The organism is Niveispirillum sp. (assembly GCF_052437035.1).
Classification (GTDB): Bacteria; Pseudomonadota; Alphaproteobacteria; order Azospirillales; family Azospirillaceae; genus Niveispirillum.
This window is the reverse complement of record NZ_JBQVOH010000002.1, coordinates 844,696-862,322: the sequence shown is the minus strand read 5'-3', so window position 1 is coordinate 862,322 and position 17,627 is coordinate 844,696. Positions and strand designations below refer to the sequence as shown.

The 17,627-nt window shown below is 63.5% G+C and carries 18 protein-coding genes; 15 read left to right on the top strand and 3 right to left on the bottom strand.

Going from position 1 to position 17,627, the window contains the following annotated elements; all coding sequences use genetic code 11:
• The first annotated feature begins 48 nt into the window (after nt 1–48).
• On the top strand, nt 49–1,158 hold the full coding sequence (gene ald, locus ACT6Q8_RS09085; protein WP_444733262.1) for an alanine dehydrogenase: 1,110 nt from the start codon (nt 49–51) through the stop codon (nt 1,156–1,158).
• A 121-nt stretch (nt 1,159–1,279) separates the two neighbouring features.
• Here the strand turns inward: ald and ACT6Q8_RS09080 are convergent, their stop codons facing one another.
• On the bottom strand, nt 1,280–1,660 hold the full coding sequence (locus ACT6Q8_RS09080; RefSeq protein ID WP_444733261.1) for a hypothetical protein: 381 nt from the start codon (nt 1,658–1,660) through the stop codon (nt 1,280–1,282).
• 242 nt (nt 1,661–1,902) lie between these two features.
• On the opposite strand from ACT6Q8_RS09080, the gene ACT6Q8_RS09075 reads away from it, so the two are divergent.
• The 4 genes from ACT6Q8_RS09075 (at nt 1,903) to ACT6Q8_RS09060 (ending at nt 5,119) form a co-directional block, all read left to right on the top strand.
• Entirely contained in the window at nt 1,903–2,736 is an 834-nt protein-coding gene (locus tag ACT6Q8_RS09075) for a helix-turn-helix transcriptional regulator (RefSeq protein ID WP_444733260.1), read from the top strand.
• Between the two features lie 64 nt (nt 2,737–2,800).
• Entirely contained in the window at nt 2,801–2,950 is a 150-nt protein-coding gene (locus tag ACT6Q8_RS09070; protein ID WP_156344653.1) for a hypothetical protein, read from the top strand.
• A gap of 181 nt (nt 2,951–3,131) precedes the next feature.
• Nucleotides 3,132–3,923 carry a DUF4198 domain-containing protein gene (locus tag ACT6Q8_RS09065; protein WP_054168659.1) on the top strand — a complete coding sequence of 264 codons (792 nt, stop codon included), beginning with the start codon at nt 3,132–3,134 and terminating at the stop codon, nt 3,921–3,923.
• Nucleotides 3,924–3,934: 11 nt separating this feature from the next.
• Nucleotides 3,935–5,119: a DUF4331 family protein gene (locus ACT6Q8_RS09060; RefSeq protein ID WP_444733259.1), complete on the top strand. Its 1,185-nt coding sequence runs from the start codon at nt 3,935–3,937 to the stop codon at nt 5,117–5,119.
• Between the two features lie 62 nt (nt 5,120–5,181).
• Here the strand turns inward: ACT6Q8_RS09060 and ssb are convergent, their stop codons facing one another.
• Nucleotides 5,182–5,763, bottom strand: coding sequence for a single-stranded DNA-binding protein (gene ssb / locus ACT6Q8_RS09055; RefSeq protein WP_444733258.1), 582 nt, complete (start codon nt 5,761–5,763; stop codon nt 5,182–5,184).
• Between the two features lie 179 nt (nt 5,764–5,942).
• Here ssb and ACT6Q8_RS09050 point away from each other — a divergent pair, with 179 nt between their 5' ends.
• From ACT6Q8_RS09050 to ACT6Q8_RS09020, 7 genes are all read left to right on the top strand, one after another.
• Nucleotides 5,943–6,305: an MmcQ/YjbR family DNA-binding protein gene (locus tag ACT6Q8_RS09050; RefSeq protein WP_156344654.1), complete on the top strand. Its 363-nt coding sequence runs from the start codon at nt 5,943–5,945 to the stop codon at nt 6,303–6,305.
• A 106-nt stretch (nt 6,306–6,411) separates the two neighbouring features.
• Nucleotides 6,412–9,261 (top strand): excinuclease ABC subunit UvrA, encoded by a 2,850-nt coding sequence (gene uvrA / locus ACT6Q8_RS09045; RefSeq protein ID WP_444733257.1) that lies wholly within the window; start codon nt 6,412–6,414, stop codon nt 9,259–9,261.
• A 123-nt stretch (nt 9,262–9,384) separates the two neighbouring features.
• On the top strand, nt 9,385–9,786 hold the full coding sequence (locus tag ACT6Q8_RS09040; RefSeq protein WP_444733256.1) for a DUF1398 domain-containing protein: 402 nt from the start codon (nt 9,385–9,387) through the stop codon (nt 9,784–9,786).
• Between the two features lie 91 nt (nt 9,787–9,877).
• A complete protein-coding gene (locus ACT6Q8_RS09035) occupies nt 9,878–10,051 on the top strand; it encodes a hypothetical protein (protein ID WP_444733255.1) in 174 nt (57 codons plus the stop codon).
• 62 nt (nt 10,052–10,113) lie between these two features.
• A complete protein-coding gene (locus tag ACT6Q8_RS09030) occupies nt 10,114–10,281 on the top strand; it encodes a PIN domain-containing protein (protein WP_444733298.1) in 168 nt (55 codons plus the stop codon).
• Nucleotides 10,278–10,679 carry a GFA family protein gene (locus tag ACT6Q8_RS09025; protein ID WP_444733254.1) on the top strand — a complete coding sequence of 134 codons (402 nt, stop codon included), beginning with the start codon at nt 10,278–10,280 and terminating at the stop codon, nt 10,677–10,679. The genes ACT6Q8_RS09030 and ACT6Q8_RS09025 overlap by 4 nt, the downstream gene beginning before the upstream one ends.
• Nucleotides 10,680–11,094: 415 nt before the next feature.
• On the top strand, nt 11,095–11,937 hold the full coding sequence (locus ACT6Q8_RS09020) for a hypothetical protein (RefSeq protein WP_444733253.1): 843 nt from the start codon (nt 11,095–11,097) through the stop codon (nt 11,935–11,937).
• Between the two features lie 110 nt (nt 11,938–12,047).
• Here the strand turns inward: ACT6Q8_RS09020 and ACT6Q8_RS09015 are convergent, their stop codons facing one another.
• The gene (locus tag ACT6Q8_RS09015; RefSeq protein ID WP_444733252.1) at nt 12,048–12,221 is read right to left on the bottom strand and encodes a DUF4169 family protein; all 174 of its coding nucleotides are present in this window, start codon (nt 12,219–12,221) and stop codon (nt 12,048–12,050) included.
• 80 nt (nt 12,222–12,301) lie between these two features.
• Here ACT6Q8_RS09015 and ACT6Q8_RS09010 point away from each other — a divergent pair, with 80 nt between their 5' ends.
• The 3 genes from ACT6Q8_RS09010 to ACT6Q8_RS09000 all read left to right on the top strand — a co-directional run bounded on the left by ACT6Q8_RS09010 (nt 12,302) and on the right by ACT6Q8_RS09000 (nt 17,492).
• Nucleotides 12,302–15,553: an AsmA family protein gene (locus ACT6Q8_RS09010; protein WP_444733251.1), complete on the top strand. Its 3,252-nt coding sequence runs from the start codon at nt 12,302–12,304 to the stop codon at nt 15,551–15,553.
• A 70-nt stretch (nt 15,554–15,623) separates the two neighbouring features.
• Nucleotides 15,624–16,406 (top strand): 3-hydroxybutyrate dehydrogenase, encoded by a 783-nt coding sequence (locus ACT6Q8_RS09005; protein ID WP_444733250.1) that lies wholly within the window; start codon nt 15,624–15,626, stop codon nt 16,404–16,406.
• Between the two features lie 48 nt (nt 16,407–16,454).
• Nucleotides 16,455–17,492, top strand: a complete 1,038-nt coding sequence (locus ACT6Q8_RS09000) for a patatin-like phospholipase family protein (protein WP_054168667.1) — start codon at nt 16,455–16,457, stop codon at nt 17,490–17,492.
• The last annotated feature ends 135 nt before the right edge of the window (nt 17,493–17,627 follow it).

Below are 17,627 nucleotides of genomic sequence, written 5' to 3'. Positions count from 1 at the left end.
TGGGGTTCGGGCGTATTCTCTCCTCACATCCGAACAGGGAGAAAAAACATGCTCATCGGCGTTCCGAAAGAGATCAAGAATCACGAATATCGCGTCGGTCTGATCCCCGGCAATGTGCGTCAGCTGACCGTCCATGGCCATCAGGTGATCGTCCAGAAGGACGCCGGCACCGCCATCGGTCTGACCGACGATCTGTATGTCGCCGCCGGCGCCACCATCGTGGACAGCGCCGAAGAAATCTTCGCCCGCGCCGACATGATCGTGAAGGTCAAGGAGCCGCAGCCGGTCGAATGCAAGATGCTGCGTCCCGGTCAGGTCCTGTTCACCTATCTGCATCTGGCACCCGATCCGGAGCAGACCAAGCTGTTGCAGGAAAGCGGCGCTATCTGCATCGCCTATGAGACCGTGACCGACCGCAATGGCGGCCTGCCCCTGTTGGCCCCGATGTCGGAAGTGGCTGGGCGCATGTCCATCCAGGCCGGCGCGCACTGCCTGGAGAAGTCCTATGGCGGCATCGGCATCCTGCTGGGCGGCGTGCCCGGCACGCCCCCGGCCAAGGTCGCCATCATCGGTGGCGGCGTGGTCGGCACCAATGCCGCCCGCATGGCCATGGGCCTGGAAGCCCATGTCACCGTTCTGGACAAGTCGCTGGATCGGCTGCGTCAGCTGGATCAGCAGTTCGGCCGCCGCCTGAACACCGTCTATGCCAATGTCGAAACCATCGAGCAGGCCGTTCTGGAAGCCGATCTGGTCATCGGCGCCGTTCTGGTGCCGGGTGCTGAAGCCCCGAAGGTTGTCACCCGCGATCTGGTCAGCCGCATGAAGAAGGGCGCGGTTCTGGTCGACGTCGCTATCGATCAGGGCGGCTGCTTTGAGACCAGCCACGCCACCACCCATGCCGACCCGACCTATGTGGTCGATGGCGTGATCCATTACTGCGTGGCCAACATGCCGGGTGCGGTCGCCCGTACCTCCACCTTCGCGCTGAACAATGCCACGGCTCCGTTCGTGCTGGCCCTGGCCGACAAGGGCTGGGTCAAGGCGCTGAAGGACGATGTGCATCTGCGCAACGGCCTGAACGTCGCCAAGGGCCAGCTGACATATCCCGGTATCGCCCATCTGGGCGCGGTGGTCAGCGCCGACAGCGTTCTGGGCTGAGTTTAGTAAGGGCGGTTCCGGGCCATCGGAACCGCCCCGCCCACCAAGAAAGAAGGCCGGGTCCTGTCGCTGGACCCGGCCTTTTCCATGGCCCCCTGTGGAGAGGCGTGGGAAAGCTGTTTTACGGTGTGCGTTCGGCCACCTGCACCGCGGCGGCGCGGGAGGCGCGTATGGCACCAGCATAATCCAGGCGAACAGCCGTCAGATCATAGGCGCTGCGGCTGAGCCGGCCCGCGATCATGGCCTGTTCGGACTGCGTCAGGGTGGCGCGCGAGGCGCGCAGTTCCCGATGCAGGCAATCCTGATAGTCGGCCACGGCTGCCGCATAGGCATCAACGGCCCGGCCCTGCTGTTCCACCGGCTTGCCATCCAGACCCGGCGCCGGCACGGCGGCGCAGACGCGATCCAGACGCAGGCCCAGGTCATCAGCGGGCGCGGCATGGGCAGGGGTGGACAGAACGGCAGCCAGCAGAAGGGCGCCGATGGGCAGAACATTCTTCATGATAGGTCTCATCGCATGCACTGGCATGGGGTTTGTCACCCCCTTGGCATGGGGGAGTTATGACGCAGTGCAGGATCAGGGGCTGTGACGATGCCCACAGAACCATTCCGCCCTGGTCATTGCTGGCATACCCGTGACGCGGCTCAGACGGGATGGTCGGGTTGGTCGGGGCATCAATCATCGTCCCACATTGCCGGGGATGGCGGCAGCGGCGTAGGGTTAATCCCCGGCCCCTGCCCCCCATGGACACCAGCCCCTTGTTTCAGGTTACCCACCTGCTGACCACCACTCTGGTTGAGGTCACCGACGCCGTGTATGACGGAGATGGCGATGAGCTTGTCCAAGAGATGGCGGCGGCCACGCTGGTCCTGCCCTATCGCGGGCTGTTCCAATGCCAAGTCGCGGATGAACGGGTGGTGGCGGAACCCAATCAGGTTCTGCTGCTAAATGCCGGCGTACCGGTACGGTTCAGCCACCCCGTGCCGGGTGGGCATGCCAGTCTCCATCTGACCATTGATCCCTCCGTTCTGCGGGAACTGCCGCCGCCTGGCCTGCTGCAGGAGGGGGCGTTGGTTCGGTTCACGCGGCACCGGCTGCGCATTGATCCGCGGGCCCAGGCGCTGACCGCCATGCTGCGCTATTCGCTGATCCAGGGCATCGCCGAACCGTTGGAAGCGGAAAGCCTGGCGCTGACCCTGGCGCAACGCGCACTGGGGCCGCGCACAGCCCATCTGGCCGAGGGGCGGCTGGGCCAGCAGAAGCTGGTGGACCGGGTCAAACTGGTCCTGTCAGCGGACCTTTCCCGCCGCTGGAGCCTGGCCGAGATCGCGGCGGAGACAGGCGGGTCGCCCGTCTATCTGACACAGATGTTCCGGGAGGTGGAGGGGGTGCCGCTCTACCGCTATCAGACGCGGCTGCGGCTGGCCCGTGCCCTGGACCTGATGCCGGACTATGACGACCTGACGGCGCTGGGCCTGGATCTGGGTTTCTCCAGCCACAGCCATTTCACGGCGGCCTTCCGCCAGGCCTATGGACGGTCACCCACGGAATTCCGGCAATCGGTCCTTAAACGCTAAAGATTTCGACAGCGTGGTGTGGCAAGAACTGGTTTCATCGCCCTTACCAGAGACGTGGGAGGGAATGATGAACCAGAGGACCTGTGCCGCCTGTGACTGTGACCTGGATGAACAGCCGATCCGGGTGACGGTGGGCGGACGTACCGTTGAAGTCTGCTGTGACGAGTGCGCGATCAAGCTGAAGGAGGCCCATGCCTCCGCCCAGGGTGATTAGAGCATTTCTCGGGTCAGCCGAAATTCGCTCTGAAATCGCCTGAAGGACAGGCCGGCGGGCGCGGTTCCCGCCGCCCTTTCCCTCTCAAACCTGATAATTCGAGAAGAAGAGAAACCACGCCATGGCGGGGAACGGGGACGCTTTGCCGATTGCGGGCCGCAGAGGATGGCCAGGATGGCTGTTGGCGGCCCTGCTGCTGTCGGCACCAGTAAAGGCGCATGATTTCTGGATTGAGCCGCAGCTTTTCCAGGCAGAGCCGGGGCAAGCGGTACCGGCCATGATCTGGGTCGGTGATCACGGGGTGCGGGAACGCTCCCCCATTCAAGCAAGGCGCATCGTGACATTGCGTAGCCTGGGACCCGGCGGGGGACGCGATCAGGTAGCCGGCCTGAACCTGGGCGGGGATACGGCGGATATGCACCTGTCGCTGATGGAGACGGGTACGCATCTGCTGATCCTGGAGACAGACCACGCCCCCATTGCCCTGCACGCCGACCGGTTCAACAGCTACATCCAGCAAGAGGGGCTGACACCGGCCATCGCTTGGCGCCGTGAGCGGGGGCAGGAAGACAGGCCTGGGCGGGAGATTTATTGCCGGCGGGCCAAGGCCATCCTGCAGGTGGGTGCCCTCCATCCCGACAGCGCGGCGATCGCGACGCGGGCCACTGGCCTGAACCTGGAAATCGTGCCGGAGATACATCCGGGTTTGCTGAAACAAGGGCAGGCTCTGCCTGTACGCGTGCTGTTCGATGGGGCCGTCCTGGCCGGGGCCCAGGTCCGGTTGAGCGACCTGACGGCAGATGGCAGGCCCGTTGACCAGCAGGTGACGGACCATGAGGGCCGCACCCGCTTCGCCATTTCGCATCAGGGGCGCTGGCTCCTGTCGGTGGTGTGGACGACGCCCATTCCCGACGGGATCGTCGCGGATTTTGAAACCCGTTTTGCCAGCCTGTCCTTTGCGGCGGGCGAATAAGGATCAGAGAAATGGTGCGTTGCCGATCAATCCTTGGTGCCCTGTTGTCATGCCTGTCCCTGATATCGGGGTCCAGGGCCGCAGACCATCTGGACAGCCCGACCGTCATCGCCGACCCGCGCGCCGATATTGGCGATCTCTATGCCTGGATGTCGGCGGATACTTCGCGATTAAATCTGGCCCTGACAATTGTGGGGCATGGGTTCGCGCCGGACATCGCCTATGAATTCCATATCGGCAGCGGTACGCGGTTCGGGGAGACCGCCCGGTCGATCAGCGTTTATTGCCGTTTTCCCAAACCGGATGCGGGCGATTGCCGCCTGGGTGGAGATGACCGGGCGCAGGGCCGGGCCGGAGATGCGGCAGGTATTGTCTCTGGCCATGAGCGGTTCCGGATGTTCGCCGGACTACGGGATGACCCGTTCTTCAACAATGTACGCGGGACCCGCGATGCCTACCGCGTGGCGCAGGCGGCGTTGGGGGCCGGTGCCACCGTGGACAAGGACCGCTGCCCGGCCTTTGTCGGGGCCACGGTGGCGGCAATCAGGGAACGCTGGCGGCAGGTGGATGGCGGGCCAGCCACGAACTTCCTGAAAGGCTGGACCCCGGCCAGCATCGTGTTGTCCATCGATGTCGCGTCCATCAATGCCGGCGGGCCGATCCTGTCGGTCTGGGCCGCAACGAGGGGGGCGGATCGGCAGATCGACCGCATGGGCCGTCCCCTGACCGGCAATGCCCTGCTGGGCACCCTGGACCCGGCGGATCAGGCCAATGTCATGAAGGAGGCGTATAATGCCGCCGATCCCGCACACTGGCCCGACTTCGCGGCGGAGATTGCCCGCAATCTGGGCCTTTATGATGGTTTTGACGGGGTCTGCGGCAATGCGCTGCTGACCGGCGGTGCGGCACCGGCCGGCCGGCGCTATGACCGGCTGGCCGCCTTTCTGGCCGATGACCGGCTGTGGATCAATTCGGCATCCGGCCAATGCCGTCATTTCGCTGCCGTCGAACTGACCGCACTGGCGGGACGGGCGGACCGGGCGGGGGATTGCGGCGGGCGCAGTCCAGGGCAGGATGCCGTCGATATCTACCGCTCGTTGCTGTCCACCGGTCTGGAAACCGGTATCGACGACGGGGTCGATGGGGATGAAAAGCCACCGTCGGAAACGGTCTTTCCCTTCCTGGCCCCACCCTGACACCAATGAAAAAGGCGGCCCCGACAACGGGCCGCCTTTTTTGATTCCACCCAGGACCTGAATCAGAACGGGATTTCGTCGTCCAGATCGGCCGCGGGGCTGGGCCGGCTGCTACCACCACCGGAGCCGCCGCGTGAGCCACCGCCACGGTTGCCGCCGCCGTAATCGCCGCCGCCACCGCCATAGGAGCCACCACCCCCGCCGCTGTAACCGCCGCCGCTGCCACCGCCATAATCGCCGCCACGGTCGTCGTAGCTGCCACCGCCGCCACCAGCGCCCATGCCGCCGCCTTCACGGCCATCCAGCAGGGTCAGTTCGCCACGGAACTGCCGCAGCACGACCTCCGTCGTGTAACGTTCCTGGCCCTGCTGATCCTGCCACTTGCGGGTCTCAAGCTGGCCCTCGATATAGACCTTGCTGCCCTTCTTCAGGAAACGCTCGGCCACGCCGACCAGATTTTCGTTGAAGATTACGACGCTGTGCCACTGCGTGCGTTCCTGACGCTCGCCCGTGCCACGGTCCTTCCAGGTTTCCGAGGTGGCGATACGCAGCGTGCAGACCTTGCCGCCATTCTGCAATGACCGGACTTCCGGCTCCTTGCCCAGGTTACCGATGAGGATGACCTTGTTGACGCTGCCCGCCATGCTGTCGCTCTTTCGCAAAAAGGGATCGTCGGCGGAAGTCGCCCGCCGCCGAATGGCTCGCAGCCTACACGCTGCCCCCTGCTGCTTTCTACATTTTTAATGGGAACAATACAAGAACATTGCATTCCGCTAATGGACAGGGCATTGTCATCCCGTCCCATGACCAGCCGGACGCGACCATGAACGACCTTCCCTTTGCCGATGCCGAGCAGGCATTGAAGGATCATGCCCTGACTCTGCCCGAGGCGGCGGAGGATTTCCCCTGGGGGGAACGGGTGATCAAGGTGCGCGGCAAGATATTCATTTTCGTGAACCATTACGAGGGCCTGTTCCGGGTCAGCCTGAAACTCCCCCACTCCCGCGACTTCGCCCTGGACATGCCGGGTGCCGCGCCGACGGGGTACGGGCTGGGCAAGGCCGGCTGGGTCACGTTCAAGTTTCAGCCGGGTGAAGGGATCGATGTCGAGCGGCTATGCCATTGGACGCTGGAAAGCTATCGCGCCGTCGCCCCGAAACGGTTATCCGCTTTACTGCCCACATGACGGGGCCGCGTTCACGCGACCTTTTCAAACCGGTCACATCGCCTATCCTTAACTGCATCGCAGCATCCGCCCGCCCCACGGGACAGAAAGCCGAAGATCAAAACCGATGAATAAGCATATTTCCGTCCGTGGCGCCCGCGAACATAACCTGAAGAATGTCGATGTGGATCTGCCGCGCGACAGCCTTGTGGTCATTACCGGCCTGTCCGGGTCGGGCAAATCCTCGCTGGCCTTCGACACCATCTATGCCGAGGGGCAGCGGCGCTATGTGGAAAGCCTGTCGGCCTATGCGCGGCAGTTCCTGGAACTGATGCAGAAGCCCGATGTCGACAGCATCGAGGGCCTGTCGCCCGCCATTTCCATCGAACAGAAGACGACCAGCCGCAACCCCCGCTCCACCGTCGGTACGGTGACGGAGATTTACGATTATATGCGCCTGCTGTTTGCGCGCATCGGCGTTCCCTATTCCCCCGCCACGGGCCTGCCTATCGAAAGCCAGACGGTTAGCCAGATGGTGGACCGTATCCTGAACATGCCGGAGGGGACGCGGCTGTACCTTCTGGCCCCCATCGCGCGCGGCAAGAAGGGAGAGTTCAAGAAGGAACTGGCGGAGTTGCGCAAGCGCGGGTTCCAGCGCGTGAAGATCAATGGCGAGATGTATGAGATCGAGGATGCCCCTACCCTCGACAAGAAGCTGAAGCATGATATCGAGGTGGTGGTCGACCGGTTGAAGGTGCAGGCCGACCTGGGCAACCGGCTGGCGGATTCGATTGAGACGGGGCTGGAGCTGTCCGACGGCCTGATCTTTGCCGAGAATGCCGACAATGGCGAGCGCACCGTCTTCTCCGCCAAGTTCGCCTGCCCCGTCAGTGGTTTCACCATTGAGGAGGTGGAGCCGCGCCTGTTCAGCTTCAACAATCCGTTCGGCGCCTGCCCGGCCTGTGACGGGCTGGGGTCGAAGCATTATTTCGACCCGATGCTGGTGGTGCCGGATGAGCGGTTGAGCCTGCGGGAGGGTGCCATCGCGCCTTGGGCCAACTCCACCTCGCAATATTATTTGCAGACCCTGGAAAGCATCTGCGCCCATTATGGCAGCAAGATCGACACGCCCTGGGAGAAGCAGCCCGAAGAGGTGCGCAACTGCATCCTGTTCGGGTCGGGCAAGGTGGCGATCACCATGCGCTATGATGATGGGTTACGGTCGTACGAGACCAAGAAGCCGTTCGAGGGCGTGGTGAACAACCTGCAGCGCCGCTGGAAGGAAACCGAAAGCGCGCTGGTGCGCGAGGAATTGTCCAAATACCAGTCGTCGCAGCCGTGCGAGGCCTGTAACGGCGCGCGCCTGAAGCCGGAGGCGCTGGCCGTCAAGATCAAGGGCCTGTCCATCGCCGATATCAGCCGCATGTCCATCCGCCAGGCTGGCGAATGGTTCCTGGCCCTTGACCCGCATCTGACGCAGAAGCAGCGCGACATTGCCGTGCGTATCCTGAAAGAGATTAACGAGCGGTTGGGCTTTCTCAACAATGTCGGGCTGGAATATCTGGCGCTGGACCGCGCGTCGGGCACCCTGTCGGGTGGCGAAAGCCAGCGTATCCGGCTGGCGTCGCAGATCGGTTCAGGTTTGACGGGTGTGCTCTATGTGCTGGACGAGCCGTCGATCGGCCTGCATCAGCGCGACAATGACCGGCTGCTGACCACCCTGAAACGCCTGCGCGATATCGGCAATACCGTCATCGTCGTCGAACATGATGAGGATGCGATCCGCATTGCCGATTATCTGGTCGATATGGGACCAGGGGCGGGCGTGCATGGCGGCACCGTGGTGGCGCAAGGTACACCGGCAGAGGTGATGGCCCATCCGGACAGCCTGACGGCGCAGTATCTGTCGGGCCGCCGCTGCATCGAGATCCCCAAGGTCCGCCGCCCCGGCCATCCGGGACAGTTCCTGGAGGTCACGGGCTGCCGCACCAACAATCTGCGCGATGTGTCGGCCAAGGTGCCGCTGGGCACCTTCACCTGCGTCACGGGCGTGTCGGGCGGTGGTAAGTCCACGCTGGTGGTCGAGACGCTGTACAAGGCGCTGGCCAAGAAGCTGATGGGGGCGCGCGAACATCCGGGCGAGCATGACGCCATCCATGGGCTGGAGAATATCGACAAGGTCATCGATATCGACCAGTCGCCCATCGGCCGCACGCCGCGATCCAACCCCGCCACCTATACTGGCTGTTTCACGCCCATCCGCGACTGGTTCGCCGGATTGCCGGAGGCGAAGGCGCGCGGGTACGGGCCGGGGCGGTTCAGCTTCAACGTCAAGGGCGGGCGGTGCGAGGCGTGCCAGGGCGACGGCGTCATCAAGATCGAGATGCATTTCCTGCCCGATGTCTATGTCACCTGCGATGTCTGCCACGGCAAGCGCTATAACCGCGAAACGCTGGAGGTGCATTACAAGGGCAAGAGCATCGCGGAAGTGCTGGACATGACGGTGGAGGAAGGGGCGGAGTTTTTCCGCGCCGTGCCGTCCATCCGCGACAAGCTGGAAACCCTGGACCGCGTCGGCCTTGGCTATATCAAGGTGGGCCAGCCGGCCACCACCCTGTCGGGCGGCGAGGCGCAGCGGGTGAAGCTGGCCAAGGAACTGTCGCGCCGGTCCACGGGGCGCACCATCTATATCCTGGACGAGCCGACGACCGGCCTGCATTTCGAGGATGTGCGCAAGCTGCTGGAAGTGCTGCACGCGCTGGTCGATCAGGGCAATACCGTGCTGGTGATCGAGCATAATCTGGAGGTCATCAAGACCGCCGACTGGATCATCGACATGGGGCCGGAGGGCGGCAATGGCGGCGGTGAGATCGTGGCCGCCGGCACGCCCGAACAGGTGGCCAAGGCCCCGCGCAGCCATACGGGGCATTATCTGGCGCCTTATCTGAAGGTGGCGAAGGCGCGCAAGGCCGGGTGAGCCGGAGAGGGGCGGGCGGGTTCACCGCCCTCCCCTTCATCATCCCGCCGCAAATTTAGTTGACTAAGAAACCATATCAATATAGTTTCCTTGGAAATCATATATGAGCCAGGGAGAACCGCCATGGATGCGGAACGGATCGTCCTTGCCCGTGAGTGCCTGGAGGCCGCCCATACGGGCAGCCTGAACTTCCCCGCCATCATCGGTCGGCTGGTGAATGCGGGGTTCGAGGGGTATCTGGTGGATTACCGCTGCGGCACGCAGAGCTATTACCTGCCCGATGGCGACAGCATCACCCTGCCCCTGCCGCACGCTGCCAGCACCATTTCCCCGGCCTTCGATGCGGCAGCCGTGGAGCGCCTGATCCGCTGGGCCCAGGCCGACGGTCCGGATTATTCCTATCCCGCCTTCTGTGACCGGGTCATGGCAGCGGGCTGCGCCGGCTACCTCGTCACCTTCCTGGGCCGCCGCGTCGTCTATTACGGTCGTACCGGCGACATGCATGTGGAGCATTTTCCGGGGTGATGGGGGTGCCGCAGGGGCCGTTGCTTGCTGGTGCTGAACCGCCCGCAGGTATATTCTCACCGGAGGGCGATTGATATGTCAGGGGCATGACATGACAGCAACAGCCACCGGCGAGGAGCAGCAGTGGCAGGCCGGTCAGGAGTTTGTGTTCATCCCGAAGGGCAAGGGCGTGCTGGTGATGCCGGTGCCAGAGCTGACACAGCTCGCCGGTATCGCTAAGGGGGCCAATAAGGAAGGCTACCGCGATCGCGCGGATCGGTACTGATGGCCTCGGCAAAGCGCTTGGTCGATACCTCGGCCTGGATCGAATAGCTGGTGGATAGCGACATGGGACACAGGCTGGCCACCACCGACGCCGTGATTTACGCCACCGCGCACCAGCGGGGGGCGGAATTTCTGACCTGTGACGCGCATTTCAAGGGATTGGCCGGTGTCACGCTGATCGCCAGTCGGCCTGCTGAAACCAGACATAACAGGGACAGGAGATGCTCATGACCACCCGGATCGCGTCATGCAGTTGCGGCCAACTGCGCCTGACCTGTGAGGGGGAGCCGCTGCGGGTGTCCATGTGCCATTGCCTGGAATGCCAGAAACGCACCGGCAGCGTCTTTGCCACCCAAGCCCGGTTCCCGCGCGACAGCGTGAGCATCACGGGCCACACCACCACCTGGTCCCGCCAGGGCGACAGCGGCGGCACCGCCACCTTCCATTTCTGTCCCACCTGCGGCTCCACCGTCTATTGGGAGTTGGACGGGGCACCCGATTTCATCGCTATCGCCGTCGGAGCATTCGCCGACCCGAACTTCCCGCCGCCGAACGTGATGGTCTATGAGGACAGGATGCATCCCTGGGCGTTGGCAGCGGAGGGGTTGGGGATGGAGCGGTGGGGGTGAGGTTTCGGGTTTGCGCTCCATTGAGGTCGTTCGGGCGCTCCGGTGAGCGTCTTATCAGCGGACATTTCGTCAACTGCTTTGTGCGGAAAGTCGTTTGGCAAACAATTTGTCCGGATTGCCATCGCAGTCGTCGGTTTCCAGCCGCCGCCGCGTTGACCGCCAAACGACGCCTTTACGGACGGGACGGGGGGGGACCGGTGTAGGGAGAAGGGTTTCGGCGGAAGCCTTCAATAAGCTGTTGTATGGTAAGCGACCCCAGCTATATCGCGGCCAGCACACGAAAGCTTTGACGGAAAATTGGCGTGGCGCGTCTAGTCACAAAAGGCTTGAGAAGATTTATCAGCGGCAAACTATTTTAGACTTTTACGTGAAAATGTGATATGATTTCTATTCACTGAGCATGCTGGGAGGGCGCATGTCGAGCGAAGCCACAGTAAGCAATTCTGGTTTCTATTTTCCCTCCCAATCGATTCTAACGAGCAGAAACCTATATCTGTTTTTGTTAGACTACTATAGTGTGGTAGACTTGTTCTATTTCACACTTAATTTGGCTTTTCATGCAGATGATGCAGCGCTAACTGCGAGCAAAGTATTAATAAAATCAGCAGAAAACGAAGAAGACAGAAAACGCTACCAGATGACCATTGATAATCCAGAGAAAGCAGTAAAGAAACTCAAGGATTTCAGTTCGCTTAATTCTAAAAATCTGACAGTGACTACTGTTGATGCCTTTCTTTGGTTTATTTCATCAACGATACAAGGTGCGATGAAAAAGAGGCCCGAGATGGTGAAATCCGGAGAGTCCGTCAAAATTGAAGACATATTTGAATTCAGCAACAAAAGAGAGTTAATAAACTATCTAATTGACAGAAAAGTCAACTCTCTTTCGTACGGCGGAATGTCAAAAATTGAGAAATTTATTAACGATTCAATGGGTATAACGATGTTTCGAGACAACAATGAACGCGATTTGATGCAAATTCTTGTGGAGGTTAGGAATATTCATGTTCATAATCGTGGTTTCGTTAATCGGGTGTTCCTAAGCAGAGTGACAGAACATGAGAATTTCCATTTTGTCGAAGGAGAGAGAGCTCATCTCGACTTTGATGAACTAATTAGTTTGACGCGGGTGTGTGTACAAACAGCTATCGATCTTGACATAAAAATCTGCAAAAAATTCGGCATCGAGCGAAAGCGATATTCAACTTGGAGAAAAGCCGTGACCACCCCGAAGTCCAATTCAGCTAAGCCAGTTTGATCTCGAATCGGGCGAGTTGGGTGGTATCGTTGCGAGGTTATCGTCTTAGCCCCCTGACAGCCCCCCCCGTCCGCTTCCGCCCCCCAAAAAAACACCGACGCCCCCCCCCCTCACTCCACCCGATGCCCCTCCAACCGCCGCCGTGCCGCCTCTTCCTCGGCGCGGCGCTTTTCCTTTTCCGCCTTGGTCTGGCCGAATTTCACGCGGTTTTCCGCAGCCTGCACCTCGCGGTCGGTCTTGGCCTTGGCCTTGCGGGCGCGGTTGAGATTCACGATTTCGCCCATTTCATTTCCTATCCTGTCGAGCGACGGTTCTATAGGTTAAGACCCGAGCAGCAGTGGAAGGCAAGAGGGATGGGCTGGGCGTGAAGCGGATCGCGGTGACCCTGGGGCTGACGCTGGCCCTGCTGATCCTGGTGGTGCTGGTGGGGCCGTCGCTGGTGCCGTGGAATGAGTTCCGGGCGCGGGCGGCGGATGTGCTGGCCGAACTGACGGGGCGGCAGGTGGTCATTGATGGTGACCTGAACCTGACCCTGCTGCCCGTGCCGACCCTGACCGCCGCCGATGTCCGGCTGCTGGATAATGGCGAGCCGCTGGCGCGCGTCGGGCGGGTCGCCATGCAGGTGCGGCCCTGGCCCCTGCTGCAGGGGCAGGTTCATATCCAGCATCTGGCCCTGAACGAGGCGGAGATGCGGGCCATCCTGCCCGCCGATGGCCCTGCCCGCTGGCCCATCGCCCTGTCATCGCTGGGCGGTGCGGTACAGGTGGAGGGGGTGAGCCTGTCGGCAGGGTCGCTGGCCCTGGAACGCGCGGGCGGCGATGTCATCCGGTTGGCCGGCTTGGCCGGCGAACTGGCGGCGGGCGGGCCATCGGGCCCGTTCGAGGTGACGGCCACGGGGTCGCTGGACGGCGCGCCGGCCCGGTTCAGCTTGAATGCCGCGCGCAAATCTGCCAATGGGGCGGTACCGGTGCGGGCCATCCTGGCGCTGACCGATGCCAAGGCCGAACTGCGCTTCACCGGCAATCTGCCGCCGGCGGGGGGCAATCTGCGGCTGGAGGGTGATGTCGCGCTGCAGGGGCCGGATGCGGCACCCGTCCTGCGGCTGGTGCAGCATCTGGCGGGCATGGAACTGCCCGCCGACGCCATGGGCGGCACCGGGGATGGGGCGGGCAAGGCCCCTGCCCTGTCGCTGCGCGGACGGTTGTCGCTGTCCAGACAGAATGCGGGCATGGACGGGATTGAGCTGCAATGGGGCGACAGCCGCGCGACCGGCAGTGTTGAAATCCCGCGCAGCGGCGATGGGGTAGGCGCCGTGGTGCTGGCCTTTACCGCCCTGGACCTGGATGGGTTGGGCCGGGACCTGCCGGGCCTGTCGCCCTGGCTGCTGCGCGCCAATCTGACGCTCGATTTGCTGGCCGATCAGGGGCGGTGGCGCGGGGATATATTGCGCGACCTGCGGCTGGTCGGGCGGCTGGGCGGCGGGGTGCTGGGCGATGCGGAACTGTCGGCCACCCTGCCCGGCAGCACGGCCCTGACCCTGAAAGGGGCGGCGGATTTCAGCGGGGAACAGCCCGTGCTGGGCGCCGATCTGGACCTGAAATCCGACAGCGTGCGCGACACGCTGGCCTGGGCCGGGGTGGGGATGGAGACAGTGCCCCTGGAACGGCTGCGCCAGGCGCGGCTGACGGGGCGGCTGTCGGGCAAGCCGCAGGATATGGCCCTGACGGATGCCAAAGGCAGCGTCGATACGACGGGGTTCAGCGGCGCTGTTACGCTGTCGCGACGTGACCGGACGGGCCTGGGCCTGCGGCTGGATTTGGACCGGCTGGACCTTGACGCCTATCGCACCAAGGAAGCGCCGCCGCTCTGGCCCGTGTTGAAGCCGCTACTGGCGGATATCGACCTGACGCTGGAGGGCAAGGCGGCGCAGCTGGTGGTCGCGGGCCTGCCCATTGAGGGGCTGGTGCTGGATGCCGGCTGGACCGGCGGGGCGCTGACCCTGCGCGATGGCGCGGCGGACGGCGTGGCCGGGATCAAGGTGAAGGCCAGCGGCCATTTGTCGGACAAGGAGGGGGAGGCATCGCACCTGACCCTGACGGGATCGGGTACGACGCTGGCCCCGCTGCTGCGCGCCCTGGGCCGGCCTGATCCGGTGCTGGCCGAACGGTTGGGGCCTGTTGCAGTGGAGGCACGGCTGGTCGGCGATGCCGCCAAACTGTCGGTCGATATCCGCGCCGATGCCCTGGGCGGCACGACGCAACTGGGCGGCAGCATCGGCAACCCCACGGCGCGACAGGATGCGCAGCTGGATGTGAAGCTGCGCAGCACGCTTCCCGACAGTGCCAATCTGCTGCGCCTGCTGATGCCCGATTGGCGGCCGGCGGGGGCGCTGGGTCCGCTGGACCTTTATGCCGGCATCACGGGGCCGCTGTCGGGCACGTTGGTGCTGGACGGGGTGACGGGGCAGTTTGCGGGACACAATGTGAACGGTGCGCTGACCTGGGTGCCGGCGCCGGCGGACGGCTCTGCGGCGGCGCGGCTGGATGGCAAACTGTCGCTGTCGGTGCTGGATGCCGATCTGGTGATCCCGGCCCTGACGCGCGATGGCGACAGTAGGGAGTTGGGCTGGGACCTGGGCTGGACCCGCCGTCTGAATGGCAAGCTGGATGTGAGCGTGCCGCAACTGACCCTGGGCGGGGAGAAGCTGGGCAATGTCAGCCTGCCGCTGATCATTGGCAATGGCCTGATCCGGGTGGAGGGTGCGGCGGGCCGCTGGCAGGGCGGCGATGTCACCCTGACCGGTGCCCTGGAACAGACGGAACGATCTGGGCTGGCCACGGATGAGGAGCCGGGTCCGGTGCCCCTGTCGGGATCGGTCAATCTGGCCATCAAGGATGCGGTGACGCCCGGCTGGCTGGCTGGCCCGTCGCTGGGCATTGGCGGGGGGCGGTTCGACCTGTCGCTGACGGGCACGGGGGCCGGCCCCACGCCGCGCGCGCTCCTGTCCGCCCTGGCCGGGGAAGGCCAGGCCAGCCTGCGGGATGGCTCCATCACAGGGCTGGATCTGGCGCTGGTGGGCAAGAAACTGTCCGAAGGCGGGCCGAAGGGGCCGACACAGCTGCGCACCGCCCTGCGCGCCAAGGGGGTAACGGGTTTCGACAGCCTGTCACTGTCCTTCACCCTGGCCGACAAGGTGGCGGCATTGAGCGGGATTGAGGCGGCGGGGCCGGCGGGGCGGATAACGGGGGCCGGTCGCTGGTCCTGGGCCAAGCGCACGCTGGATCTGGGCCTGACGGTCACGCCGGCCAGCCCGGCGGACGCGCCGCCCATGGCCATCAACCTGACCGGGCCGGACCAGTCCAGCGTCCGCACCCTGGACGTGGCCGCCGCCGATGCCTGGCTGGGCAAGCGGGAGGCGGAAAGGCTGACCAAACAGGCCGCCGCAGCCGAAGCGGCAGAAGCCGCCAAGGCCAAGGCGGCGGAGGCGGCAAAGCCCAAGCCCCCTGCCCCGGCGGCACCCAAGCCGCAGCCGGCACCGCCGCAGAAGCCGGCGGCCAAGCCGGAAAAAGAGGGAACCGTGCAGGGAATCCTCGACCGGTTGAAAGGGAACCCTTGATTTGGAAGTCGAATGGGTATTCAAGTCCTAACCGACGGAACCATGAGCGCAGCAGGGAGTGAGTGCCATCATGTTGAAGGGTAAGGTTGCCATCATCACCGGCTCCACCAGCGGCATCGGCCTGGGTGTTGCGCGCAAGCTGGCAGCGGCGGGTGCCGATATCGTGCTGAACGGCTTTGGTGATGCGGCGGAGATCGAGGCGGTGCGCAGCGGCATCGAGACCGATTTCGGCGTCAAGGCCCGCTATTCCGCCGCCGACATGACCAAGCCGGACCAGATCAAGGCCATGGTGGATGAGACGGTGGCGACGCTGGGCTCCGTCGATATCCTAGTCAATAATGCCGGTATCCAGCATACGGCGCCGGTCACGGAATTCCCCGTTGAACGCTGGGACAGCGTCATCGCCATCAATCTGTCGGCGGTGTTCCACGGCATCCAGGCCGCCTTGCCGCATATGCAGGCCAAGGGCTGGGGCCGCATCATCAACATCGCGTCGGTGCATGGGCTGGTGGCCAGCGTCAACAAGGCGGCCTATGTCGCGGCCAAGCATGGCGTCATCGGCCTGACCAAGGTGGTGGCGCTGGAGAATGCCGAAAGCGCCATCACCTGCAACGCCATCTGCCCCGGCTGGGTGCTTACGCCGCTGGTGCAGAAGCAGATCGACGCCCTTGCCGCACGCGAGGGGATCAGCGAGACGGAAGCCAAGGTGAAACTGCTGTCGGAAAAGCAGCCGTCCAAGCAGTTCACGACGCCCGAGGAACTGGGCGATCTGGCTGTCTTCCTGTCGTCCCCCGCCGCCGCCAACATCAAGGGTGCCGCCATGACCGTGGATGGCGGCTGGTCGGCGCAGTAACTATCCCTTACGTTGTCTGTTCCTGTCTTCCTCCAGTTAAAGTTCATCATGACCCGATCCAAATCCGTTGTTCGCCCCCGTATCGGTCTTGCGTTGCAGGGGGGTGGGTCGCATGGGGCCTTTACCTGGGGGGTGCTGGACCGGCTGCTGGAACTGGATCGGCTGGAGGTGGAGGCCATCTCCGGCACCTCCGCCGGGGCCATGAACGGTGCCCTGATGGCCTATGGCTGGCTGACGGGCGGTCCGCAGGCGGCGCGCGATCTGCTGTACCGGTTCTGGCGGCGCGTCGCCAAGGCCAACGCCTTCGGCCCACTGTCGCCATCCTTCCTGACGCAACTGACGGGCAATCCCAATGTGGAGGCGCACCCGGTCTATGCCGGGTTTGACCTGATGATCCGCATGATGTCGCCCTATCAGTTCAACCCGCTGGGGCTGAACCCGCTGGCCGATGTCCTGGAAGGGCTGATCGATTTCAAGGTGCTGCGCGAGGCGGCGGAGATGCGCCTGTTCGTCAGCGCGACCAACGTGGCGCGCGGGCGCATGCGGCTGTTCCAGGGCAAGGACCTGTCGGTGGATTGCCTGCTGGCCGCCGCCTGCCTGCCCTTCCTGTTTCAGGCGGTGCGGATTGAGGATGAGCATTACTGGGACGGGGGCTATATGGGCAATCCCGTGCTGGACCCGTTGATCAAGCAGTGCCGGACCAACGATATCCTGATCGTGCAGGTCACGCCCATCGAACGGCCCGACGTGCCCAAGGCCCCGACCGCCATTGTCGACCGCATGAATGAGGTCAGCTTCAATTCCATCTTCCTGCGGGAATTGCGCTCGATCGAGTTGGTGAACCGGCTGCTGGCCAAGGGGGCGATGACGGAAGAAGCCTCTGGCATGCGGTCCATCCATCTGCACCGGATCGAGGCGGAGGAACGGATGGGCCATCTGGGCGTGTCCAGCAAGCTGAATGCCGATTGGGGCTTTCTGTCCGACCTGCGCGACACGGGCCGGGCGGCGGCCGATGAATGGCTGGCCCGGCATGAGAAGGATTTGGGCAAGCGCAGCAGCTTTGAGACGGGGCCGCTATTCGTGTGAGGTAGCGTTTCGTCGCATGCGCTTTGCTTATGCGACCTACGACAGTAACAAGCCTGCTTCGTAGGTCGCATAAGCGGACCGCATGCGACAAGCAAATCCCTGTGACGGCCATCACAGGCCGATACAGTTGCCCCC